This window comes from Microvirga sp. CF3016, from assembly GCF_036314085.1.
Taxonomy (GTDB): Bacteria; Pseudomonadota; Alphaproteobacteria; order Rhizobiales; family Beijerinckiaceae; genus Microvirga.
The window spans coordinates 211,376-234,117 of record NZ_JAYGGM010000010.1 but is presented as its reverse complement, the minus strand read 5'-3'; the positions used below and the strand labels follow the sequence as shown (position 1 = coordinate 234,117).

19 protein-coding genes are annotated in these 22,742 nt (G+C 62.4%); 9 read left to right on the top strand and 10 right to left on the bottom strand.

Features of this window, described 5'->3' with window-relative positions:
• The first annotated feature begins 496 nt into the window (after nucleotides 1-496).
• From VB672_RS16595 to VB672_RS16585, 3 genes are all read left to right on the top strand, one after another.
• A complete protein-coding gene (locus VB672_RS16595; protein ID WP_329785303.1) occupies nucleotides 497-1,489 on the top strand; it encodes a sialic acid TRAP transporter substrate-binding protein SiaP in 993 nt (330 codons plus the stop codon).
• Nucleotides 1,490-1,652: 163 nt separating this feature from the next.
• Nucleotides 1,653-2,150 carry a TRAP transporter small permease gene (locus tag VB672_RS16590; protein ID WP_329785302.1) on the top strand — a complete coding sequence of 166 codons (498 nt, stop codon included), beginning with the start codon at nucleotides 1,653-1,655 and terminating at the stop codon, nucleotides 2,148-2,150.
• Between the two features lie 8 nt (nucleotides 2,151-2,158).
• Nucleotides 2,159-3,433: a TRAP transporter large permease gene (locus tag VB672_RS16585; protein WP_329785311.1), complete on the top strand. Its 1,275-nt coding sequence runs from the start codon at nucleotides 2,159-2,161 to the stop codon at nucleotides 3,431-3,433.
• On the opposite strand, the gene VB672_RS16580 is transcribed toward VB672_RS16585, so the two are convergent.
• The 7 genes from VB672_RS16580 to VB672_RS16550 form a co-directional block, all read right to left on the bottom strand.
• Entirely contained in the window at nucleotides 3,430-4,440 is a 1,011-nt protein-coding gene (locus VB672_RS16580) for a Gfo/Idh/MocA family protein (RefSeq protein WP_329785301.1), read from the bottom strand. The genes VB672_RS16585 and VB672_RS16580 overlap by 4 nt on opposite strands.
• The gene (locus VB672_RS16575; RefSeq protein ID WP_329785300.1) at nucleotides 4,437-5,327 is read right to left on the bottom strand and encodes a sugar phosphate isomerase/epimerase family protein; all 891 of its coding nucleotides are present in this window, start codon (nucleotides 5,325-5,327) and stop codon (nucleotides 4,437-4,439) included. Before VB672_RS16575 ends, VB672_RS16580 begins: the two co-directional genes overlap by 4 nt.
• Entirely contained in the window at nucleotides 5,324-6,160 is an 837-nt protein-coding gene (locus VB672_RS16570) for a carbohydrate ABC transporter permease (protein ID WP_329785299.1), read from the bottom strand. The genes VB672_RS16575 and VB672_RS16570 overlap by 4 nt, the downstream gene beginning before the upstream one ends.
• Nucleotides 6,157-7,050 carry a carbohydrate ABC transporter permease gene (locus tag VB672_RS16565; RefSeq protein WP_329785298.1) on the bottom strand — a complete coding sequence of 298 codons (894 nt, stop codon included), beginning with the start codon at nucleotides 7,048-7,050 and terminating at the stop codon, nucleotides 6,157-6,159. Before VB672_RS16565 ends, VB672_RS16570 begins: the two co-directional genes overlap by 4 nt.
• Nucleotides 7,051-7,123: 73 nt before the next feature.
• Complete coding sequence (locus tag VB672_RS16560) at nucleotides 7,124-8,344, bottom strand: ABC transporter substrate-binding protein (protein ID WP_329785297.1); 1,221 nt, start codon at nucleotides 8,342-8,344, stop codon at nucleotides 7,124-7,126.
• Entirely contained in the window at nucleotides 8,323-9,303 is a 981-nt protein-coding gene (locus VB672_RS16555) for an alpha/beta hydrolase (RefSeq protein WP_329785296.1), read from the bottom strand. Before VB672_RS16555 ends, VB672_RS16560 begins: the two co-directional genes overlap by 22 nt.
• The gene (locus VB672_RS16550) at nucleotides 9,300-9,938 is read right to left on the bottom strand and encodes a GntR family transcriptional regulator (protein ID WP_329785295.1); all 639 of its coding nucleotides are present in this window, start codon (nucleotides 9,936-9,938) and stop codon (nucleotides 9,300-9,302) included. Before VB672_RS16550 ends, VB672_RS16555 begins: the two co-directional genes overlap by 4 nt.
• A gap of 592 nt (nucleotides 9,939-10,530) precedes the next feature.
• Between VB672_RS16550 and VB672_RS16545 the strand changes: the two genes are divergently transcribed.
• From VB672_RS16545 to VB672_RS22635, 3 genes are all read left to right on the top strand, one after another.
• Nucleotides 10,531-11,121 (top strand): TetR/AcrR family transcriptional regulator, encoded by a 591-nt coding sequence (locus VB672_RS16545; RefSeq protein WP_329785294.1) that lies wholly within the window; start codon nucleotides 10,531-10,533, stop codon nucleotides 11,119-11,121.
• 259 nt (nucleotides 11,122-11,380) lie between these two features.
• Complete coding sequence (locus VB672_RS22640; protein ID WP_442932078.1) at nucleotides 11,381-11,740, top strand: hypothetical protein; 360 nt, start codon at nucleotides 11,381-11,383, stop codon at nucleotides 11,738-11,740.
• Between the two features lie 8 nt (nucleotides 11,741-11,748).
• A complete protein-coding gene (locus VB672_RS22635; protein WP_442932077.1) occupies nucleotides 11,749-12,171 on the top strand; it encodes a hypothetical protein in 423 nt (140 codons plus the stop codon).
• A 112-nt stretch (nucleotides 12,172-12,283) separates the two neighbouring features.
• Here VB672_RS22635 and VB672_RS16535 read toward each other — a convergent pair whose 3' ends face one another.
• Both VB672_RS16535 and VB672_RS16530 read right to left on the bottom strand, forming a co-directional pair.
• Complete coding sequence (locus VB672_RS16535) at nucleotides 12,284-15,490, bottom strand: efflux RND transporter permease subunit (protein WP_329785293.1); 3,207 nt, start codon at nucleotides 15,488-15,490, stop codon at nucleotides 12,284-12,286.
• Nucleotides 15,491-15,520: 30 nt separating this feature from the next.
• Nucleotides 15,521-16,738 carry an efflux RND transporter periplasmic adaptor subunit gene (locus VB672_RS16530; RefSeq protein WP_329785292.1) on the bottom strand — a complete coding sequence of 406 codons (1,218 nt, stop codon included), beginning with the start codon at nucleotides 16,736-16,738 and terminating at the stop codon, nucleotides 15,521-15,523.
• A gap of 1,079 nt (nucleotides 16,739-17,817) precedes the next feature.
• Here VB672_RS16530 and VB672_RS16525 point away from each other — a divergent pair.
• From VB672_RS16525 to VB672_RS16515, 3 genes are all read left to right on the top strand, one after another.
• Nucleotides 17,818-18,801 (top strand): TAXI family TRAP transporter solute-binding subunit, encoded by a 984-nt coding sequence (locus tag VB672_RS16525; RefSeq protein ID WP_329785291.1) that lies wholly within the window; start codon nucleotides 17,818-17,820, stop codon nucleotides 18,799-18,801.
• A 74-nt stretch (nucleotides 18,802-18,875) separates the two neighbouring features.
• Nucleotides 18,876-21,047, top strand: a complete 2,172-nt coding sequence (locus VB672_RS16520) for a TRAP transporter permease (RefSeq protein ID WP_329785290.1) — start codon at nucleotides 18,876-18,878, stop codon at nucleotides 21,045-21,047.
• 78 nt (nucleotides 21,048-21,125) lie between these two features.
• Entirely contained in the window at nucleotides 21,126-21,938 is an 813-nt protein-coding gene (locus VB672_RS16515; protein WP_329785289.1) for a tellurite resistance TerB family protein, read from the top strand.
• Between the two features lie 151 nt (nucleotides 21,939-22,089).
• Here the strand turns inward: VB672_RS16515 and VB672_RS16510 are convergent, their stop codons facing one another.
• Nucleotides 22,090-22,689, bottom strand: a complete 600-nt coding sequence (locus VB672_RS16510) for a hypothetical protein (RefSeq protein WP_329785288.1) — start codon at nucleotides 22,687-22,689, stop codon at nucleotides 22,090-22,092.
• Nucleotides 22,690-22,742 lie beyond the last annotated feature (53 nt).

Genomic DNA, 22,742 nt, shown 5'->3' with positions numbered 1-22,742 from the left:
GGTGGAGCAGCCCGGTAGCTCGTCAGGCTCATAACCTGAAGGTCACAGGTTCAAATCCTGTCCCCGCAACCAAACAACAGTCAAAAGCCCCTGTACGTGAACAGCGTCAGGGGTTTTTGCTCGTCCGGAGCCCGCGGCCCCGTCGAGCACACCGCCAAGAAAGCTTCGTCACGTCTGGACTCCAAACACCTCACAGCAGACCTAGGGCAGAGACTGACCTACAAACGCCCAGGGTCGATAACAGCCGCGCTTTATTGCACCGCCTGGCTTGTCGTTCATCCAACCTATCGCTAACATGTCAGTCAACAGTCAGGGAAGTTTTGCCAAAAGCTCTCTCCCCGACTTCGGCCTTCCGCTCTGGTGTCGGAGGTCGATGCCGTCGAGGAGACGAGCACGCCATCGGAGAGCGCCCGCATCCGGACGCTGACGCTGCTTCGGCAAGTCCCGCATGGACATGAATGAGCCGAAGAATCGGCCATATTGGGAGGAACCGAAGATGGTCCTGATCACGAAACGTGCCTTCGTTCTGGGAGCCGTCGCCGCCGGCGCTACTGTTTCGATGCCCAGCATCCTGCGCGCGCAGGCGACCGTGATGCGCTGGGGCGAGATGCTGCCGACAGCGCATCCGCAAGTGCAGATGGTCGAGCGCATCGCCAAGCAGGTGAAAGAGAACACCTCGGGCCGCATCGACATTCAATCCTTTCCGGCCGGCCAACTCGGTTCGGGTAAGGACATGATGGAGTCGGTTGCCTCCGGCGCGCTGACCATGACGACGGATGGCGCGGCAGCTCTCAGCTCCTTCCTGCCGCAGCTCTCAGTGGTTGAGGCGCCCTATCTCTGGCGCGATGCGGCCCACATGGCGAAGGTCGCCAAGGCGCCGGTCTTCGAGCAGATGAACGCTGAACTCGAGAAGAAGCGCGGCATGCGCATGGCGGCCGTTACCTATTACGGCAAACGTCACCTCACCACCGGCACCAAAGCCGTGAAGAGCGCAGCCGACGTTGTAGGCCTCAAGCTGCGCGTGCCTCCGGTCGACACCTTCCGCGCTATGATCGAGGCTTGGGGAGCTAAGGCGACGCCGGTAAACTTCAACGAGCTCTACTTGGCGCTGAGCCAGGGCGCCGTCGACGGGCAGGAGAATCCGCTGCCGACCATTTACAGCGCCAAGCTTCAGGAGGTGCAGAAGCATCTGATCCTGACCGGCCACATCATCACTCCCCGTCTGATCATCGTGAACACCGACTTCTGGAAGACCCTCAAGGATGCCGATCGCGCCATCGTCGAGTCTGCGATCGCCGATGGCGTCGCCTGGCAGGACGCGGAACTGGCGAACCAGGAGGCGAGCCTCGTCGCGACGCTCAAGGCCGCCGGCATGAGCGTCACCGAGCCCGACATGGACTCCTTCCGTAAGCCCGTGCTCGACAGCGTGCCGAAGCAATTCGAGAGCAAGTGGGGCAAGGGTACCTGGGACGCGCTCGCGTCGCTCTAGTGTACAGTCTCGCCTTTGCAACAGCCGTCGTTCAGGCTGTGCCGCGTGAGCGGCGCGGCGCCGGATTCCGCCACAAAGCATCACTCTGCGATGGATTTCGGCGCTTGGCTCCGCATCGATCGGAATGCTGAACGGCTTAGCCACCCCAAGGGAGCTATGATCAATGAGTTCCTTCCTCTCCATCGCCGACAGGCTGGTGCGCTGGAGCGCTGTCGTTCTGCTGCTGACGCTGCTCGCGAGCGTGCTCGTCGGCGTGATCTCCCGTCAGCTCAACAGGCCCGTCGCATGGAGTGACGAACTTGCGCAGTACCTCCTCGTCTGGACAGCGTTTGTCGGGTGGGTGATCGCAAGTCGGCGGCGCGCGCATATCCGCATCACCGTCCTTGCCACCAAGCTGCCCGCCCCGCTCGGTATCGCGCTCGAGTTGCTAACGCAGGGTCTGGTCGTGATCTTCGCCCTCGTTCTCTTGCGCTACTCCTTCGGCCTGATCGACCGAACATGGGATGTCGAATCGATCGCGCTGCCGATTACGACCGCTGCGCTCTATATCGTCATGCCTCTGGCGGCGCTTGCGCTGATCCTGCAGGCAATCGGAGACGCCGCGTTGGCTCTGGCCGGCCGGCGCGTCGCAACTCCTGAACCCGGAGCCCAGCCGCTATGAGCACGCTGATGCTGCAGATCCTGCCAGTCTGGCTCGCCGCGCTGCTGCTCGGTGTGCCGCTCTTCGTGTCGATGGGGCTGGCGGCCATCGCTTTCGCTTATTTCGGCGGCTTCCCCCTTGGCATCGTTCCGCAGAAGATCGCGCAGTCCGCGTTTTCCTTTCCGCTGCTCGCAGCACCGCTGTTCATCCTGATGGGCAACATCATGAATTCGGCCGGCATCACCGACCGGATCTTCTCCTTTGCCACGGCCTGTGTCGGCTTCCTGCGTGGTGGGCTATGCCATGCCAACATCCTCGCCAGCGTGATCTTCGCCGGCATGTCGGGCTCTGCCGTGGCGGATGCAGGCGGCGTCGGCACGCTTGAGATCAAGGCGATGCGGGACGAGGGCTACGATCCAGAGACAGCCGCTGCGATCACCGCCGCCTCGGCAACGATCGGCCCGATCATCCCGCCCTCCCTGCCGATGGTGATCTACGGCGTTTCGGCTGACGTCTCGATCGGCGGGCTCTTCCTCGCCGGCGTGATCCCCGGTCTGCTGATGGCCGGTGCGTTGATGGCACTGGTGGTTTACGTCGCTAAAAAAAGAGGCCTGCCGCGCCATCCCTTTCCGGGTTTCGCGCAGCTCTGGGTGGCGTACAAGGAAGCGCACTGGGCTCTCATGACCCCGATTATCCTGTTCGGCGGGATGATGGCCGGCATCTTCACACCGACCGAAGCGGCCGCCGTCGCGACCGCTTATGCGCTGGTGCTGGGCCTGTTCGTCTACCACAGCTTCTCGCTTGACGATCTGCCCGAGCTTGTCGTGCAGACGGTGGAAACGACAGGTGTGGTTCTGGCGCTGGTGATGACGGCTGCCGCCTTGGGCTGGTGCCTTTCGATCTCGCGCATTCCTCAGCTCGTCGGCCCCTGGCTCGTCGACCTTTCCGGCTCGCCACTGATCTATCTTCTGATCGTGAACCTCCTGCTGCTCTTCGTCGGGTGCTTCATGGAGGCGCTGGCGGCAATGCTGATCCTGATTCCGATCCTGACGCCGGCTGCCGCGCAGTTCGGGATTGATCCGATCCAGTTTGGGCTGATCTTCGTGCTCAACCTGATGATTGGCACGATTACCCCGCCTGTAGGGGTCGTCCTCTTCGTCACCTCGAAAATCGCGAATATCAGCTTCGAAGCCATGTCACGAGCCATCATCCCATGGCTGCTGCCGCTGCTCGCCGTGCTGATCGCGATCACGCTCTGGCCACCGCTGACCACGTGGCTGCCGAACCTAGTGCTCGGTCGTTAGCGAACCTCGGCAGCCGTTCCTCCGATAGCCAGTTCGAGCAGTTGCATGGCGCGAGCACCATCGGCAATCGTGGGGATGTCGACCGGCTCACGCAGAGAGCGTACGAAGTCGCCCAGCAGAGCATGGTAGCCCTTGTGATCCTCATTCGCCGCTGCGGTGAGGTTCGGCTCCCAGACGAGGGTGTCGACGCCGTCCGCTAGCGTGGCGTTGCGGTCGGAAACCTTGAAGGGCGGAGCCCGGTAGTAGCGAACCTCGTGGACGTTCCTGACCTCGACCCGGCGGTGGTCACCCATGACCTGCCACCATTCCATGGGTGTGCCGCGGGATTGATGCGTGCCCACGACGAGGGTTCCGATGGCGCCGCCTGCGAAGCGAAAGTCCACATGAAGGAGGAGCTTGCCCGGCGCGAGCTCGTGCCTTCGGGCGCTCACCGATTCGACATCGCCCATGAGGTAAGGAATGAGATCGAAGTAATGGACGCAGTGATGCAGGTAGAATCCGCTGTAGTCCGGATCTTTAGTGAAATAGGTCGGCGCCGTCATGTACTGTCCGAGGAAGCTGGCCCGCTCGCCGAACTCCGGCGACAAGACGATGTTCGAAGCGATCCGGTTTGCCGTCGAATAGCGTTTCATGAAGCCGACCACCACCGACACGCTCCGGCGCTTCGATGCTTCGGCGAGTTGCCGAGCCTGGAGCGCGGTGGGCGCGGGCGGCTTTTCCATGAAAACCGGGAGGCCCCGCTCAACGGCGGCCATTCCGATTTCGAAATGACCCTGCGGACCGATGGCCAGCCCAAGCGCGTCGACGTCGTTCCGGTTCAGGACTTCTCGCCAGTCGCGGGTCGTCCTTTCCGGAGGGATGCCGAAACGCGCAGCAGTCCGAGCGAGACGGTCCGCATCCGTGTCGCACAGCACTGCCAGGGTCACATCGTGCCGCATGAGTTGCGGCAGCAGCATCTCGTTGGCATGCGTCCCGCACCCGATCCAAGCCATTCTCACGAAGGTCATCGGGCGCTCCCTGCGAATGCGAGGGCAGCCTTGAGATAGGCGATGCTCGCCGCTAGTTCCGGATCCTCGTCGTGCGTGGGAGCTCGCCACTGGGCCAAAGTCGCTCCTGCCCTTTCATCGTCGCGGCGGAAGGGCTCCAGCACGATAGGTCCCTCATAGCCGACGTCGTGAAGTGCCCTGGCGATGCCCGGCCAGTCAATATGCCCAGACCCAACGAAACCGCGATTGTTCTCGTTGGCCTGAAAGTGAACGAGCCGCTGGCCGGTTTTGCGGATCGCACGGGGAAGATCAAACTCCTCCATGTTCATGTGAAACGTATCGAGCATCACACCAAGTCCAGGTGATCCGACGCGGTCAACGATCTCGATTGCGTGTCCCGCAGTGTTGGCGATGTCGGTCTCAAACCGGTTTAGCGCTTCGAGGCCGAGGACGATGCCCGTGTCTACGGCCTTCGCGGCAGCTTTCTCCAGACCGGATACCACTGCATCGATCCGGCGCCGGCGCTCATCCGGATCCACCGGCGCCGGCGCGCGGCCCGCGAAGACGAGCGGCGCACCGTAGAGCGGACCGCCGACGATGCGAGCTCCGAGCTCGGATGCGATGTCGATGCAGTTGTCCAGATATGCCACGCCCGCCTGGTGAGCTTCCGGGGTTGCGCTGGCAAGATCCCGGGTCAGATTCACGCGGGCGGCAAGAACGATAGCGAGTCCTGCGTCGTCGGCGGCACGTCGGGTCTCCGCAAGATCCAGCTCGCCAGGTTCAGGAACGAGCAGTTCCACCGCGTCGGCACCCGCCGCCTTCATGCGGGAAAATGTCGAGAAGTGTTCGCGCGTGAAGGGCCGCGCGTAGAACATGGAGATGACGCCGATCGGATTCTTGATTGTCATGATTTCACCGCACCGGCCGTGAGACCGCCCACGAGCCTTCGTTGTACGAGGAGGAAAAGGATGGTCACCGGGAGCGCGATCAGGGTTCCGCCCGCCGTAAGCAGGCCCCACTGGATCGTAAACTCGCCAATGAACAGCTGCAGCGCGACCGTGACGGTGCGCACGGCTTGCCCGGACAGCATCATGGCGAACAGATACTCGTTCCAGGAGGTGATGAAGATATAGATCCCCGCTGTGACCACCCCCGGCATGACGAGGGGCAGCACGATCAGACGGATCGTCTCTGAGCGGGACGCCCCATCGATCATCGCTGCCTCATCGAGGTCCTTCGGGATCGCGTTGAAATAGCTCGTCAGCATCCAGATCGCGAAGGGAATCGCGAAGGTAGAATGGCCGAGGATCACGCCGAGGAACGTGTCGAGGAGACCCAAATTCTTCATGAGGATGAAGAGAGGGATGATCAGGAGGACGACAGGAAACATGTTGATGACCAGGAAGCCTGTCATCAGCATGCGCCGGGCGCGAAATCGGAAGCGCGAGAACGCATAGGCCGCCGGGATGGATACGGAGAGACCGAGGGCTGCGGCGCCGGTCGCGATGATGAAGCTGTTAAGGAGATTTCCGGCGAAGGTCGTCCGGTCGATGAGCTCACGGTAATGGTCGAAGGTGGCATTCTCCGGAAGATAGCGGACCGGCCAAATCGAAAGCTCCGCCTGGGGCTTGATGGAGGTCAGGACCATCCAGGCATAGGGTGCGAGTGCGAAGGCCAGGATGGCAAGCACCGGAGCCTCGACCTCCAGGAACCGTCTCGTGGCGGATCGACGGTCCTTCATCGGTCGAGATCCCGTGAGGCGCGTCGGACATAGAGCCAGACGACGGTAAGCAGGAGGAGCGTAAGGATCAGCGCGAGCGCAGCGGCGTAGCCGAACTCCATGCTGCTATAAGCGCGCACGAAGGCATAGAGCGGCAGGGTGTGGGTGGCATAGCCCGGGCCGCCGCCCGTCATGACGAGAATGACGTCGAGGGAGTTTGCCACCCAGATCGTCCGCAGCAAAAGCGCCGTCGCGATCACGTCGGCAATGCTCGGGAGCGTGATGTGACGAAACATTTGACGCCGATTGGCGCCGTCGACCTCGGCGGCCTCGTAGAGTTCAGACGGAATTGTCTGCAGCCCTGCCAGAATCGTGATGGCGAAGAACGGAAAGCCCTGCCAGACCAGGGTCGCCATAATCGCCGCGAGCGCGAGGTCAGGGCGCGCGAGCCAAGCGATCGGTGCGTCGATGATACCGATGCGGACGAGGATGTCATTCAGGACCCCGACATTGAAGTCGTACATCCATGTCCACATCAATCCAATGATGACGCTGGGCAGGGCCCAGGGCACGACGACCAGAGCCCGCGCGGCGCCGCGCCACCAGAAGCTCTGATTGAGCAGGAGAGCGGTGACGAGGCCCAGGAGAAACTGCAACCCGACCACCCCGACGATCCAGATGGCCGAGTGCCAGAGAGAGATCCAGAATACCTCGTCCCGCAGGATAGCCTGAAAATTCCGCAGGCCGACGAAGGTGGCGGCGTCGGGTTCGTAGAGCAGGTAATCCTGCAGGCTGAGCCAGATCGTCTGCCCTGCCGGCACGACGACGACCGCCGCCGTGATCGCCAGCGCGGGGGCCAGGAACCAGAACGGGGTCCATCGGGAGGGGCGATGATAGGCTGCAGTGATCAAGAAAAAGCTTCCGGATTGGGGCGGTGGCGTGCCACTGCCCGATTGCGACCGCATCTGCGGATCCCTATGAGGCTTAGCCGTTGAAGTGCTGTTCAATGGCTTTCATCATGTCGTCCGGCGAGATCTCCCCGTTCAGGGCTCTCTGCATGTTGGTGGGCCAGACGCGCGCGATGAAGTCCGGCGTCTTGGGATGGTCGGGCAGCGACCGGGCAATCGGCAGTGAGGCGGAGCTCGCCTCGACAAGGCGCTTGGGATGCCCCGTCCACTGCGCGGCTCCGGACGTCGTAATGGGCAATTGTCCGGTGAGCTTGTTCAGCTCAATGTTGTTCTCCGCCGTCGACAGGAATGCGATCCATTTGAACGCGGCCTCCTTCGCCTTGCTGGCGGAGAACACGGCATTGGACTCGTCTCCGAAATAAGTCCAGCCCTGACCATCCGCTGCGCGGGGAACCGGGACTGCCGACACCTTATCACCTAGAGCGCCGACGATCTCATTGGCGGATCCCACATGATGCATAATCATCGCCGTCCGGCCCGCCTTGAAGGCATCGACGATCTGGCGAAAGCTGTCGGTGGGCGCGGAAGCCGGCGTGACCTTCGCCTCCCGTGCCAGCGCGACATACCAACGGTTCGCGGCGAGCGCCTTCTCGCTGACCACGCCGCCCTTCTCGAAGCTCGCACCACCGCCGAGGACGAACGGGCCCCAATTATCGAAGCCGCCGGCACCGCCGCGCATGCCGAATCCAGCCGTGTCGCCCTTGGTCAATGCCTTGGCCGCAGCGAGAAACTCGTCGAAGGTCTTCGGTGGCTGGAGGTTGGCCTGTTGGAAGAGATCCTGGCGGTAGTAGAGGTAGATCACGACATATTGCAGGGGCAGGTAATATTGCTTGCCGTCGGCGCCCTTGTTGATCTTCCAGACATTGTCCGAGATGTCGCTGCGCCCCGCCCATCCGGCGATCATCGCATCGAGCGGCTCAAGGGCCTTCATGGATGCAAAGCGCGCGGCCCAGGACAGGCGCACCATCGCGGCATCGGGACCATTGCCAGCCACGAGCGCGGCGAAGAGGCGGGTCTGGTAGTCGTTGCCGCCGCCCCACGGAATCGCCTCGGCCTGGATCTTGATGCCGGGATTCTCCTGCTCGAACTTCGCCACCAGGGCCGCGGGCGAGTTCTGCGGATTATCGAAATGGTACCACCAGCGCACGGTGGTCGGCGTCTGGGCTATGGCGGGACGTGCCAGCGGTGCTGCCAGAGCGGCGGCAGCTGAGAGCTTCAGGAAGTCGCGGCGCTCCATGATTGTGTTCCTCCCAGGTCTTTTTCGTTGAATTGCGAGACGATGAAGTCGGCTCCCGCCCGGATCATTGCACGGGCGGCATCAAGTTCCCGGGTCATGCGCAGACAGCCGTGGACCACGCCGGGAACGTGATCACAACGGAAGGAAACGCCGGAGTTGGCGAGCTTTTCAGCAAGCTGAAGCGTGTCGTCGCGAAGCGGGTCGAGGCCCGCCGCCGACAAGTAGAGCGGCGGTAATCCGCTCAGATCATTTCTCATGGGTGTGGCGAGAGACGTGGTGTCGGCATCTTCTCGGCCGAGGAAGTTGGTCCAATACCACCGCATGTTCACGCTGGTGAGCAGATAGGTGCCGCCTCCGAATCCCGCATGGCTTGCCGTCGTGAAATCCGGTGCATAGCAGCCATAGAAAAGAGCGGCGGACACCAATTGCGGAAGACCCCGGTCGCGACGCGCCAGCAATGCCGCGAGAGCGAGGTTCGCCCCCGCGGAATCGCCTGCGATCGCCATTCTCTGTGCAGGGAGCGGAGTGCCCAGGCCGCCGGTCTCGACAAACGCGATGGCCGTTAGAACGTCCTCGAGAGGTGCCGGAAAGGGATTCTCGGGCGCTAAGCGGTAATCAATGCCGAGCACCGGACATTGCGCGGCCTTAGCCAGATTGCGCATCGTCCCATCATGCGTATCGATGGATCCGAAGGTCCAGCCCCCGCCATGGACGTAGAGGATCAGTGAAACGATCGGCTCTTCGACGGGTAGATAGAGGCGTGCTCTCATCGCATGCGTGCCGGCATCGACCGTCAGGGTCCGCGCATGCATCTCAGGCGCGCCGTCGCTCCATGGAATGGTGGCGGCATCCGACTGTCGGCGCGCTTCCGCGATAGGCATCTTCCTAAAGTCGGTCTGCGGGCCGGCCCGAAGCCGATCCAGTATCGCCTGCATTTGCGGATCCACGAAGGGGGTCATGGGTCCTCCTTCGTGACGATCGTATCAATATGCAGGCCGATGGCGTGAGCCAGCCCCTTCGCGTCGCCTGCTTCGAGGCGTTCGAGCAGAACGTTATGCCTGCGGGCCGTCTCGAGAAGCGGCCGTTTGTGGCTTGGTGCCCAGATCTTTGACCGGTGCGTGTGGATCGTGCAACGGGTGAGGATTTGCTCGAGCGCCTCAAGACCGGAGAGTTTGAACATGGTCAGATGAAACGCCATGTCGAACTCGATCAAGGCGAAGGCGTCCTCCTGATAGGCAGCCTCTTCCATCTGGCCGATGAGGCGGCGAAGATCCGCCAGCACTTCGTCCGTGACGTTCCGGGTCGATTTCAAGGCCCCACGCACCTCGATGCGACGTCGGATCGCGAGAGTTTCCTCGGCCTCCTCCTGGTCGAGGCGCGTGACCAGAGTGCCCCTGTGGCCCGCCCTCGTCACAAGGCCATCTTCCTGGAGCCGAAGAAGAGCTTCCCGGATTGTTCCCTGGCTGCAGCCGATCTCACGGGCGAGTCCAAGCTCGGTCAGCGAACTTCCCGGCTTCAGCTCATTCATCATGATGCGCCGCTTGACGGTCTCATAGACAAGCTCGCGCGGACGCTTGATTGGAACGATATTCATGACGCACCTGGTCAGTTATCAATATCGATAATTAGCTTTGCCTTCTTGGTCAAGGGATGTCCGCGATAGCCTACCTCAGGTGCGTAACACGGTATTGCGTAACATTTGGATGAATTTGGCGTTGATAATGGCTAGTATGGATGGGCCTTTTTTGCCTGATCGGCGCAATTCACCTCATCCCGTCGGCAGGCGGAGTTTCGGTGGTTTCAGGTCCCCGCAACCAAACACAACCCAAGCCCTCGACTGGCAACACCAGCGGGGGCTTTTGCTGCTCGGGCCCCTGCCGACCGGGCGAGCACAGGCGCGGGCCGGATAGACGTGTGTGAACTCAGCCGCCAACTCGGGCGTGAACAGCTTCTACTTCAGGGCCTCGAGGATGCACGTCTCAATCTCTTACTTGATCTCTTGGCGGCCGATCCTGTGTCGCTGCCCGAATGACACCCGGCGCAGCCGCCGCGGTGGGAGAGTCCTCACGCCTCGTCGGGATAACATCTTGAATTCTCCGCAGAAATGTTTATTGTACTAATCGGTATAGTATGCAGCCGCGACGTCCGTGATCTTTCCGCCGTTCCGGCCGCAGGATGGGAAAACCATGGGCCGCCATCGCGAATTTGATCCTGACGAGGCGTTACACATCGCGCTTCAGGTCTTTCGACGTCGAGGCTACGAGGGCACCTCCATCTCTGACCTGACGGAGGCTATGGGTATTACCCGTCCCAGCCTCTATGCCGCGTTTGGCAACAAGGAAGAACTCTTTCGCCGGACGCTCGACCTCTATGAACGCCGGCACCTGTGCTTCGCGCATGAGGCCCTCCAGGCGCCGACGGCGCGTGAAGCGGTCGAGCGGCTCCTGCGCGGCTATGTCGATGTTCTGACAGATCCCACGAGCCCTCCCGGCTGTCTTGGGGTGAATGGTGCAATGGCCTGCAGCGAGGCGAACGAAGCTATCCGTGAGGAGCTTGTCGCCCGGCGGATGGTCAACGAAAACAACCTGCGTGAGCGTCTAGAGAAGGCACGCTCCGACGGTGACTTCCCCGGCGACGAGGATCCCACCGATTGGGCCCGCTATATCGTGTCCGTCGGCCTTGGGATGGCGGTCAGGGCCGCATCGGGCGCCTCGCGCGAGGAGCTTCACCGGGTGGTCGTCGTAGCCATGCGAACTTGGCCGATCAGGACAAGTTGAGCCCGGGATCGATCCCTCACCTCAGTGCGACAGCGCGTTGATCCCAACGACTGTGCGGTTGCTCGGAGTGACGGCAGATCTGGAGCATGCCGCATTGCCGGCTTGCGTAGCCCGGTCTGGCATCCTAGTCTCCACCTCACGATGTTCATGTCCACCTTCTTCCCCCTCATCTGAACGGCTTCCGTCGTGGAGGCGCAACGTGCGCCAATCAGATTTCACGACCGATCACGAATGACGGCCGAACGGGAGAAGTATGGATATGCCGAATATCGGTTCCTCCGATCTGAGCAGCAATCAGATCGATGATTTCATTGAACATGGCTACGTGAAGCTCGAACAGGCTTTTGATGCCGAGCTCGCCCAACAGGGTCGGGATGACCTCTGGGCAGCGATGGGGCTCTCGCCTAACGAGCCGCATACATGGACAAGGTCTGTCATCCGCCTTGGCTTCATGTCGGGACCGTGCTTCATCGCGGCCGCGAATACCCCGCTGCTGCACGGCTCTTATGATGCGCTCGTCGGCGAAGCACGCTGGCTGAGGCCGACTGGATTGGGAACCTTTCCGATCAGGTTCCCCTTTGAGGATGATCCGGTGATGGTGGCTGGCATGTCGATATGAGTTTCGGGTTGGACAATCCCGACTTCATGCAGTGGCGTGTCAACGTGAAAAGCCGCGGCCGTGCGCTGCTGATGCTCTTCCTGTTCTCGGATGTAGCTCAGAACGACGCCCCGACAGTCCTCCGCAAAGGTTCCCATGCCCATATCGTCCGGCAGCTGCTGCCACATGGGGAGAATGGACTGACGCTCGCAGAGCTCGCAGCCGACGGGTTTGCATTGACGGATCACTGTGACGAGGTCCTGGCCACTGGGCGGGCCGGCACTGTCTATCTGTGCCACCCGTTCCTCGTCCATCGGGCACAACCGCATCGGGGAACACAGCCTCATTTCATGGCGCAACCGCCGCTTCTGCCGAGAGGTGAGTTTGACCCGACATTGCCACCTTCGCCAGTGCAGGTGGCGATCCGCAAGGCATGCAGCCTGACATTCTGACGTTCGGGCCCGGAGCCGATGACGGCTCCGGGCCTCTGTCGTGTTCTGGGCAGAACGATGCGCTCTGCAAAGAGGGAGGCGCCCGCCTGAGGCGGCAATCCCTCGCGCTCGTTCAGTTTACCAGCTCCTGGACGGAATGCACCTTTGCGTCCGGATTCGAGACTGCCGGCGCAGAGTGATGCTGAAGGCGGCGGCTCCCTGTCAGACGGCGGATGAGGACGTAGAAGACCGGCGTGAAGAACAGGCCGAAGGCCGTCACCCCGATCATTCCAGAGAACACGGCTACGCCCATGGCAGCCCGCATCTCGGCGCCTGCCCCCGTCGATACCACCAGCGGCACGACGCCCATGATGAAGGCGAGCGAGGTCATCAGGATCGGCCGCAGGCGTAGACGGCTGGCCTCAATCGCCGCTTCAACGGGCGTGCGCCCCTCAAACTCGAGCTCACGCGCGAACTCTACGATCAGGATCGCGTTCTTGGCCGACAGGCCAACCAGAACGATGAGCCCGATCTGGGTAAACACGTTGTTGTCGCCGGCCGTCAGCCATACGCCGACCAGGGCGGCAAGCAGCGCCAGCGGCACGATCAGGATGATCGAGACGGGGAGCGTCAGGCTCTCGTATTGTGCCGCGAGGACCAGGAAGACGAGCAATATGGCAATCGGGAAGACCAGAATGCCGGAATTGCCTGCGAGAATCTCCTGATAGGTCAGCTCGGTCCACTCGGCCCTGAAACCTTTCGGCAGGGTCTCAGTCGCGATCCGTTCGACGACAGCCTGCGCCTGACCCGACGAATATCCCGGAGCCGCCTGTCCGTTGATGTCGGCCGAGAGGAATCCGTTGTATCGCATCGCGCGCTCCGGCCCTACGCTCGATCGGATGTCCAACAGGGCCGTCAGCGGAACCATCTCGCCCGAATCCGAACGCACCTTGAGGAAGCTGACATCCTCCGCATGGGCCCGGAACGGAGCATCCGCCTGGACGCGTACCGAGTAGGTCCGCCCGAACTTGTTGAAGTCGTTCACGTAGACGGAGCCGAGATAGATCTGCAGCGTGCTGAACACATCCGAGATGGCGACTCCGAGCTGGCGCGCCTTGGCCCGGTCAATATCGGCGTAGAGCTGAGGGACATTGATCGAATAGCTCGAGAACAATCCCGCAAGCTCGGGCGCCGTTGCTGCCTTAGCTAAGAAGCCCTTCGTTGCCATGTCGAGCGCCTCGTAGCCGAGGCCAGCCTGATCCTCGATCTGCAGCTTGAAGCCGCCGATCGTCCCCAGTCCCTGCACCGGCGGCGGGGGAAAGATGGCGGTCACGGCCTCTGTGATGGCGGCGAATTTCTGGTTCAGCTGACCGGCGATCGCCCCCGCACTCAGGCCCGGCTCACGACGGTTCTCGAAGGGTGCAAGGGTCAGGAACACGATGCCGGCATTCGAGCTGTTGGTGAAGCCGTTGATTGACAGGCCGGGGAACGCGACGGCGTGCTCCACACCCGGCTGCTTCAGCGCGATGTCGGTCATCTGCCGGATGACGTTCTCCGTCCGGTCGAGGGTCGCGGCATCCGGCAGCTGGGCGAAGCCGACGAGATACTGCTTGTCCTGCCCCGGGACGAAGCCGCCGGGCACGGTCTTGAACAGGAAGCCTGTGGCTCCCAGCAGAGCGACATACACGACGAGCATTAGGGCCTTCGTACTGATCGCCCGCTTTACGCCGGTGCCATAGGCATCCGCCCCGCGATGGAAGACCGCGTTGAATCGACGGAACAGCCAGCCGAACAGCGTGTCCATGATCCGGGTGATCCGGTCCTTCGGCGCATGGTGATCACGCAAAAGAAGGGCCGCCAGTGCCGGCGACAGGGTCAGCGAGTTGATTGCCGAGATCACGGTCGAGATGGCGATGGTAACGGCGAACTGCTTGTAGAACTGTCCTGTCAGGCCGCTGATGAAGGCAAGCGGGATGAACACGGCCACCAGCACCAGCGCTATGGCGATGATCGGCCCGGATACCTCCTGCATGGCCCGATAGGTCGCTTGCCGAGGGCTGAGGCCCTTCTCGATGTTTCGCTCCACGTTCTCGACGACCACGATTGCGTCATCGACCACGATGCCGATGGCTAGCACCAGACCGAATAGGCTCAGAGCGTTGATGGAGAAGCCCAGGGCCTGCAGAACCGCGAACGTGCCGACGATCGAGACCGGAACGGCCGCGAGAGGAATGATCGAGGCCCGCCAGGTCTGCAGGAACAGGATCACCACCAGCACCACGAGCAGAATGGCCTCAAGCAACGTATGGACCACCGCGTCGATCGAGGCGCGCACGAACTGGGTCGTATCGTAGACGATCTGGAAGTCGATGCCTTCCGGCATGTTGGCCTTTATGTCCGCCATCTCGGCGCGAACCTTGTCGGCGATCTCGATGGCGTTCGACCCTGGAGCCTGAAGAATCGGAATGGCGACTGCCGGCTTGTTGTTGAGGAGGGACCTCAGGGCATAGTCGGCTGCGCCCAGTTCGATGCGGGCGATATCGCGCAGACGGGTGATCTCTCCGTTCTCGCCCGCCTTGACGATGATATCGCCGAACTGCTCCTCATCCTGGAGCCGCCCCTGGGCGTTGATCGACAGCTGATGGTCGATCCCCGGCAGGCCGGGCGAGGCGCCGACCACGCCGGCCGCCGCCTGCACGTTCTGGGCGCGGATCTCTTCGACGATGTCGTTCGCCGAAAGCCCGTGCTCGGCGATCTTCTGAGGATCCAGCCAGACGCGCATCGAATAATCGCCCGAGCCGAACAGCTGGACCTGACCGACGCCTTGGATCCTTGCAAGCCGATCCTTGACGTTGAGCGCCGCGTAGTTGCGCAGATAGGTGACGTCGTAGCGGCTGTCGGGTGACAGAAGGTGAACCACCATCATCAGATCCGGCGAACTCTTGACGGTGGTCACGCCAAGACGGCGCACCTCCTCCGGCAGCCTGGGCTCGGCCTGCGAGACCCGGTTCTGCACGAGTTGCTGAGCCTTGTCGGGATCCGTGCCGAGGGCGAAGGTCACGGTCAGCGTCAGCACGCCGTCCGTGGTCGCCTGGCTGCTCATGTAGAGCATGTCCTCGACGCCGTTGACGGCCTCCTCGATCGGGGCGGCCACGGTCTCGGAAATGACCTTGGGATTGGCGCCCGGATATTGCGCCCGGACGACCACCTGGGGTGGCACGACCTCGGGATATTCCGAGATCGGCAGAACCCGCAGAGCGAGAAGTCCGACCACGAAGATGAGCACGGACAAAACCCCGGCGAAGACCGGACGGTCGATGAAGAAGCGGGAGATGTTCATGATGGCGGCCTTTAAGCCTTTGCGGTGTTATCAGTTTTCTGCGGAGGCGGAGGTATGCCGTGTCTGAAGCGCAGCGGAAGCCCCGGGCCCGTCGGTTTGCGGCGCGATCAGGGCGCCCGAGCGGACCTTCTGAAGGCCGTCGACGATAATCCGTTCACCCGGGTTGAGGCCGCTGGTGACGATGCGCCCTCCGTCCACGGAAGCTCCGAGCTTGATCTCGCGGTAACTCGCCTTGGAGTCCGGACTGACGACGAGCACGTATTTCTTGTCCTGATCGACCCCGATGGCCCGTTCGGGTACGACGAGCGCGGACGTCGTCTTCGCCTGGCCCAATCGGATGCGTGCGAACTGGCCGGGCATCAGGCGGTCGTCGTCATTGTCGAGCACCGCACGCACACGGACCGTGCCGCTCGCGCTGTTGACCGAATGATCGATGAGCTGCAGCTTGCCACGCGTGACCTCGGCCTCCGGTCCGTAGCGCATCTCGACCGGGATACGGGCGAGATGGTCGCGCCGGTCGCCTCCCGCCGGCAACGTCTCAAGAGCACGCTGGACTGCGCGCTCATCTGCGTCGAAGCTCACATAGATCGGGTTGGTCGAGACGATGGTCGTCAGGATCGGTGCGCCAGATCCGCCATTGACGAGATTTCCGACGGTCACCTCAATCTTTCCTACACGCCCGGAGATCGGCGCGCGCACCTCGGTGTAAGACAGGTTGAGACGGGCGGCCTTGGCGACGGCCTTGGCAGCGCTCAAATTGGCCTCGGCCTCGCGGACATTGTTCAACCGTGTATCGAGGTCGCGTTGCGCGATGGTCTGGTTGGCGGTCATCTTCATGCCGCGATCCAGTTCGCTGCGGGCAAAGACGAGATTGGCCTCGGCCGCGCGGATCTGGGCCTCCGCTTTCTCGACCTCAGCGATGTAGGGGGCAGGATCGATGGTGAAGAGCAGGTCGCCCTTCCTGACCAGCGATCCCTCGCGAAAGTGGACCGACTCGATGGCGCCAGGGATCCGTGGGCGCAGGTCGACGCGCTCGATGGCCTCAAGACGACCCGAGAACTCCTCCCACAGGGAAACGTCGCGACTGTCGACGGCGGCGACGATGGCAGGTGTCGCCGATGGGGCCGGCTCCTTATCGCTGCCCTGGGTCACTGTGCTGCCGAGCAGGGACCAAAGCGTAACGCCGCCCAGGAGTGCACTCACAGTGCCGAGGGCGGTCAGGAATCGGGTTTTGGAAGCACTTGTCATGGTGAAGCCGCTCATTCGGAATTGGTCCGGCATTCCAACAGGCCGGATTCGTACCATTCGGTATAATACTGATCGGTATGGTTTAAAAGAGACGGCTCAGCTGTTTTTATATCGTTTGGTACACAAAAGAACGCCGCGAGCCTGCCGCAGCGACACCTACGTGCGCTGGCGCACATACGGATCTCACCTTCGGCACCCTCTGGGCGTCCATAACGAAGACGGAACGCCAAACGCAAAGCTCACGTCTTGCGCTTATGAAATGTTGTCACATTAAATGAAGTGTGAGGACGGGCGAGCGCGATACAGTGGGTGCCATCTCTGGTGATACCCTTGCCTAGAACGGCAAACTTGCGTCGGCATCGCGCTGGCCGTTTGCCGTCTGGACAGGTTGGTGGTCCTGCTACGGATCGTAGACAAAGTTAGATCATAGGAACGTGCCGTTGGCACGGTCTGCTTTGTCCATCCCCGGGGACATACCGCGCAAGCGGACGCTCTCTAGATCAAGGAGGCAGTCATGCGGCGCAACAGGCGATTGCTGGCGCATGATCAGCAAGGCAGAAGTCATAGCAGAGATATGCCGGGAATCCCTTGCATGCTCATCATCGTCCTGCCCTTTGCAAAGCGAAGGGGAGCGACATTACGCCAACGCAGCCCGTTCAACGCCCAACTCCAATCGACAATACCGGTAAGCAGGCGAAGTCCATGCTCCTCATGAAGTTCCTTTTAAGCTATTGAAACTGAGCGGATTTTTAGAGCCGAGCGGGGTCAAAAACTACCATTATTGTGCAATATAATCACTGAATGAAGTGGCATAACATTGTAGGGTATAGCCTTTAGATTTTCGGTGGTTTCAGGTCCCCGCAACCAAACAACAGTCAGAAGCCCCTGTACGTGAACAGCGTCAGGGGTTTTTGCTCGTCCGGAGCCCGCTGCCCCGTCGAGCACACCGCCAGGATGGCTTAGATTGCGCTTCGCCGCTCCACAAAGGTTTGGGACAGGCCATAGACGGTCCAGGGATTCTCGTTAAAGTGAAGCAGAACCGTGTTGCAAACGGTCGCATCCTTCACCAGGGGAAGAGAATGTCCGTCAAATTGACCCGTCGCGAGCTGGCCAAGATCGGCCTAGGAGTCAGTGCCGCAGCCGCTCTGGGCCGAAGTGCCTTCGCACAAGCGCCTGCCTTCTTCAGGATCGGCACCGGCGGCACGGCCGGAACCTATTACCCCGTGGGCGGCCTCATCGCGAACGCCGTCTCGAACCCGCCGCAACTTGTCTTGACGGCTCAGGCCTCGAACGGCTCCGTGGCGAACGTCAACTCCATCGTCTCAGGCGCGCTCGAATCCGGCTTCAGCCAAGCCGACGTGGCTTATTGGGCCTATACCGGAACCGGCCTGTTCGAGGGCAAGGGGAAGATCGAGGATCTGCGTCTACTCGCCAACCTCTATCCCGAGAGCATCCATCTGGTCGCGGCAAAATCCGCCAATATCAAGTCCGTCGCGGATCTCAAGGGCAAGCGCGTCTCCCTCGACGAGCCGGGCTCCGGCACCCTTGTCGACGCGCGGATCATCCTGTCCGGCTGGGGCCTGAAGGAAACGGATGTCAAAGCCGACTTCCTGAAGCCGAACCAAGCGGCAGAGCGCATGCGCGACGGCGGCTTGGATGCCTTCTTCTTCGTCGGCGGCTATCCCACCAGCGCCATCACGGAGCTTGCCGCCACCGGCGGCGGCGTCGATCTGGTTCCGCTCTCGGGATCCGAATCGGATGCGATCCGCAAGCAGTACAGCTTCTTCGCCGCTGACGAGATCCCGGCCGGTACCTACAAGGATGTGGGTGCCGTGAAGACACTGGCGGTGGGGGCCCAATGGGTGACCTCCGCCAAGGTGCCGGAGGCAGTCGTCTATGAGGTCGTCAAGGGCCTGTGGAGCGACAAGACCCGCGCCGCGCTCGATGCCGGCCATGCCAAGGGCAAGCTCATCCGCAAGGAAAGCGCCCTGGCCGGCGCAGGCATCCCCCTGCATCCGGGCGCCGAGCGCTTCTACAAGGAAGCCAGTCTGCTGAAGGGCTGATCCCGCTCCACCATTCCGTTTGACCTCCCGTGGCGTCTGCCGCGGGAGGTGGCTTGCTTGCAACGAGACCCATCATGTCCGCAGCCGACCCCAATGTGATCATCGAGAACCGCAGTCTCGAGGAGAAATTCGATCCCGAGATGCGCTTCCGGCCCCTGCCTCCAGCCACCGCCTGGCTCGTGGCGGGTCTGCTGCTGGCACTCTCGTTTTTCCACTATTACACAGCTGGCTTCGGGCTGCTGCGGGAGGCCACCCATCGCGGCATCCATATGGCCTTCGTGCTGGGCCTCATCTTCCTCGTCTTCTCTGCATTCAAGCACGATCAGGACCGGGTTGCTCCTTCGAACTGGCGGCGCCCGGGCAGCATCTCCCTGATCGACTGGGCGCTGGCGATCGCCGCGGCCGTTTCCAGCCTCTATGTGCCGTGGATCTTCAGCGAGCTGGCCTTCCGGGTCGGCAATCCGTCGCCGACGGACGTGCTCATGGGGACGATCCTGATCGTCGTCCTGCTGGAGGCGACCCGCCGCTCCGTGGGTTGGCCGCTCCCGGTCATCGCCATCGGGGTGATGCTCTACGCCTATTTCGGCCCGTCCATGCCGGGCATCCTCCAGCATCCCGGCGCCTCCTGGTCGAACATCGTCAACCACCTCTATCTCACGAGCCAGGGCATCTATGGAATCGCTCTGGGAGTCGTTGCCACCTACGTGTTCCACTACGTGCTGTTCGGCGTGCTCGCGACCCGGGTTGGGCTCGGCAAGCTCTTCATTGACCTCGCCACCTGCGTGGCAGGCCGTTATGCGGGCGGACCGGCCAAGGTCTCGATCTTCGGCTCGGCTCTGTTCGGCATGATCTCGGGCTCGTCCATCGCCAACACGGTCACGGTCGGCTCCCTGACGATCCCGGCGATGATCCGGGTCGGCTACCAGCGCCATTTTGCGGCAGCGGTCGAATCGGCAGCCTCGACCGGCGGGCAGATCACCCCGCCCATCATGGGCGCGGCCGCCTTCCTCATGGTGGAATTCCTCAACGTCTCCTATCAGACGGTGATCCTGGCGGCGGTCGTGCCCGCGTGCATGCACTTCTTCGGCGTGTTCATGCAGGTCCATCTCGAGGCCAAGCGCGCCGGGCTGAAGGGTCTGCCCGCCGAGGAACTGCCCAATGCGGCAAAAGTCATTCGCGAAGGCTGGCAGACAATCATGCCGCTCGCCGTGCTGCTGATCGTGCTGTTCTCCGGCTTCACCCCCTATCTTGCCGCCTTCTGGGGCATCACGGCCTGCCTCGTGGTGGGTGTCTCGCGCGTGCCCGCCATCACGCTTGGATTCCTGGCTGCCGTCATCGCGGCTATCGCCATGGGCATCCTCACGCAACTGGTCTTCGTGGTCCCGCTTCTTGCTCTGGTGCTGGCGCTCCTGATCATCACGTTCCTCAGAAGCGACGCCGGCAAGGCGGTGGTGCTCGACCTCGTGGACGCCTTCGTGGTCGGAGCCAAATACGCGATCGGCGTGGGCGCGGCCGCCGCAACGGTCGGCATCATCGTCGGCATCGTCACGCTCACCGGCGTCGGCTTCAAGATCTCGTTCATCGTCACCTCGTTCGCCGCGCAACTGGCGCAGGGCTTCATGGATCTCGTGCCGGCGGGCCTGACCGACATGAAGGCCATGACGCTGTTCTTCACCCTGCTGATGACGGCCATCGTCTGCATCCTGCTCGGCTGCGGCGTGCCGACGACGGCAAACTACATCATCATGGTCACCGTCGCGGCGCCGGCGCTCGGGCTCCTCGGCGTGCAGCCGCTCGTGGCGCATTTCTTCGTGTTCTATTACGGGGTGCTCGCCGACATCACGCCGCCGGTGGCGCTTGCCGCCTACGCGGGGGCCAGCATGGCGGGAGCGGATCCGTTCAGGACCGGAAACACGGCCTTCCGCCTGGGCTTGGGCAAGGCGCTCGTGCCGTTCGTCTTCGTGTACGGCCCGGCCATGCTCATCGTCACGCCCGAATTCACCTGGCCGGGCTTTCTCTTCGTCACGGCGGGAGCGGTCCTCGGTATCGTGTTCCTGTCGGCGGCCTTCGCTGGGTACGGGCTGACGCTGATGCGGGCCTGGGAGCGTTGGCTCATCGGCCTCGCGGCGCTGCCGATCATCGCCCCCGATGTGGAGACTACTCTGATCGGGTTGGCGATGGCGAGCCCCGTGGTGGTGTCCCAGCTCTTCAAGGCTCGTGCAGGGATGGTGCCGAGGCCCGCCTGAGGCACGCGCATGACAACCTGAACCATTCTGCGGTCCTTCCGTTGTTCTTTGCCGGATCGAAGACCACGGGAGAGCCTTATGGTGGACTACAGGAAGCTTTTGGATGCATTTGTCGGAGCCATTGGCCGTCCCGATCAGCAGAATTCTGGCCCGGCCGGCTACGGCGGCGTGAAGCAGCAAGTCGAGAAGAGCGTGACGCAGGCCACGGGTCAGTCGCCTGATCAGCTGTTGCAGAAAGCCAAAGACTTTGCCATCCGCAATCCCGGCCTCACCCAAACAGCCCTCGTCGGCCTGGCCGGTCTCCTGTTCAAAGGTCGCAAGAAGGGAAAGCTCACCGGCAATCTGGTCAGGCTCGGCGGCCTGGCGGTGATCGGAGGGCTGGCTTACAGGGCTTATCAGAACCAGCAAACGGCCAGGGGACCGGCGGCAGGCGGCACCAGCGCGGCCCCTGCTCCGGCAGCATCCGGGCCCGATGAGGCTGTCGCGCAATCCGCGCTGAGCTTGCCGGAAACCTCACGCTTTCACCCGGTCTCCCAGACCGAGGACGATGCGCTCCTGTTTCTGCGCACCATGGTGGCGGCCGCGGCGGCGGACGGGTATATCGACCAGGCGGAGCGGTCGCGAATCGTCAAGGGCCTGACCGAAGCCGGCATCGACCCGGAGGCGAGCCGGTGGCTCGAAACCGAGATGGCGTCGCCCGCCGATGTCGAGGAACTCGCCGCCAACATCAACGATCCGGAAAAGGCCGCGCAGGTCTATGCCGCAGCCCGGATCGCCATCGATCCCGACACGATCCAGGAGCGCGAGTTCCTGCATCAACTGGCCGAGGCGCTCGATCTCGATCCGGCGATGCGCGCGCAGATCGACGAAACGGCCGGCGGCCTGAGCTGACGTATGCTCTCCCCTCGAAGCCTGTCTGACCAATCCCTGTCTCACCCTGAGGAGGTGCGAAGCGGTTGTCTCGAAGGAGGATCCGGTGCGGTCTGGAAGCTCCTTCGAAATGCCACGTCTGCTCCGAAGGATGAGGCTCTGGATAAGGTTCTTAGAGCGGCGACACCCGCCCAAGCGGCCTGATGGTTTGATACTTGATGGTGGTCTGCGTGCCGGGTTTGTCCTCGTAGCGCTTGGCCAACACGAAGCCGAGCTCCGGCGAGTAGAGGTCGGTGTGCTCGGAGGTGACCTTGCCCTCCCCGTTGAGGAAGCGGTTGCGCACCACCAGGACATTGTAGGAGCAGGAGCCGAGCTGGAGCTGCTCCTGGCCCGTCACCGTCAATTCCAGGGAGATCAGAGCCCCCACCTTGCCCGGCTGGGCCGGAGCATAGGTCAAGGCCCGGCGGGCCTTCGGTTCGAGCGGGAAGATGGCCCGAAGGTCGGAGATGGGAATATTGATGCTCCGGGCCGTATCGTCGAAACGGCTGATCGGGAAGAGCCCGCGGTAGTAGATCACGTCCTGCTTTTTTCCGCCCGGATACGCGTTCACCACATGGACGAAATGATCCGAGGCAGGTCGGACTTCCGCGACCGTTCCCTGGCGTTCCAGAGCAAAGCCCAGCTTCGCGGTCTGGGCCGTCGGGCAATCGTCGCCCAAGGCTGGAGAAGCCAGGACAATCATCAGGGCGAAGGGAAGGACGCGTCGAAACATGGATGGCGAACCGGCGTTATCGAACGAGGAAGCGGCACGCCGGAAAATCATCC

Excerpts from the sequence above, each read along its gene's own strand:
- VB672_RS16580 (WP_329785301.1), bottom strand. The coding sequence starts at position 4,440 with ATGACCTTCGTGAGAATGGCTTGGATCGGGTGCGGGACGCATGCCAAC.
- VB672_RS16530 (WP_329785292.1), bottom strand. The coding sequence starts at position 16,738 with ATGACAAGTGCTTCCAAAACCCGATTCCTGACCGCCCTCGGCACTGTG.
- VB672_RS16535 (WP_329785293.1), bottom strand. The coding sequence starts at position 15,490 with ATGAACATCTCCCGCTTCTTCATCGACCGTCCGGTCTTCGCCGGGGTT.
- VB672_RS16550 (WP_329785295.1), bottom strand. The coding sequence starts at position 9,938 with ATGAATATCGTTCCAATCAAGCGTCCGCGCGAGCTTGTCTATGAGACC.
- VB672_RS16510 (WP_329785288.1), bottom strand. The coding sequence starts at position 22,689 with ATGTTTCGACGCGTCCTTCCCTTCGCCCTGATGATTGTCCTGGCTTCT.
- VB672_RS16595 (WP_329785303.1), top strand. The coding sequence starts at position 497 with ATGGTCCTGATCACGAAACGTGCCTTCGTTCTGGGAGCCGTCGCCGCC.
- VB672_RS16560 (WP_329785297.1), bottom strand. The coding sequence starts at position 8,344 with ATGGAGCGCCGCGACTTCCTGAAGCTCTCAGCTGCCGCCGCTCTGGCA.
- VB672_RS16575 (WP_329785300.1), bottom strand. The coding sequence starts at position 5,327 with ATGACAATCAAGAATCCGATCGGCGTCATCTCCATGTTCTACGCGCGG.
- VB672_RS16520 (WP_329785290.1), top strand. The coding sequence starts at position 18,876 with ATGTCCGCAGCCGACCCCAATGTGATCATCGAGAACCGCAGTCTCGAG.
- VB672_RS16545 (WP_329785294.1), top strand. The coding sequence starts at position 10,531 with ATGGGCCGCCATCGCGAATTTGATCCTGACGAGGCGTTACACATCGCG.
- VB672_RS16570 (WP_329785299.1), bottom strand. The coding sequence starts at position 6,160 with ATGAAGGACCGTCGATCCGCCACGAGACGGTTCCTGGAGGTCGAGGCT.
- VB672_RS16525 (WP_329785291.1), top strand. The coding sequence starts at position 17,818 with ATGTCCGTCAAATTGACCCGTCGCGAGCTGGCCAAGATCGGCCTAGGA.
- VB672_RS22640 (WP_442932078.1), top strand. The coding sequence starts at position 11,381 with ATGCCGAATATCGGTTCCTCCGATCTGAGCAGCAATCAGATCGATGAT.
- VB672_RS16585 (WP_329785311.1), top strand. The coding sequence starts at position 2,159 with ATGCTGCAGATCCTGCCAGTCTGGCTCGCCGCGCTGCTGCTCGGTGTG.
- VB672_RS16515 (WP_329785289.1), top strand. The coding sequence starts at position 21,126 with ATGGTGGACTACAGGAAGCTTTTGGATGCATTTGTCGGAGCCATTGGC.
- VB672_RS16555 (WP_329785296.1), bottom strand. The coding sequence starts at position 9,303 with ATGACCCCCTTCGTGGATCCGCAAATGCAGGCGATACTGGATCGGCTT.
- VB672_RS16590 (WP_329785302.1), top strand. The coding sequence starts at position 1,653 with ATGAGTTCCTTCCTCTCCATCGCCGACAGGCTGGTGCGCTGGAGCGCT.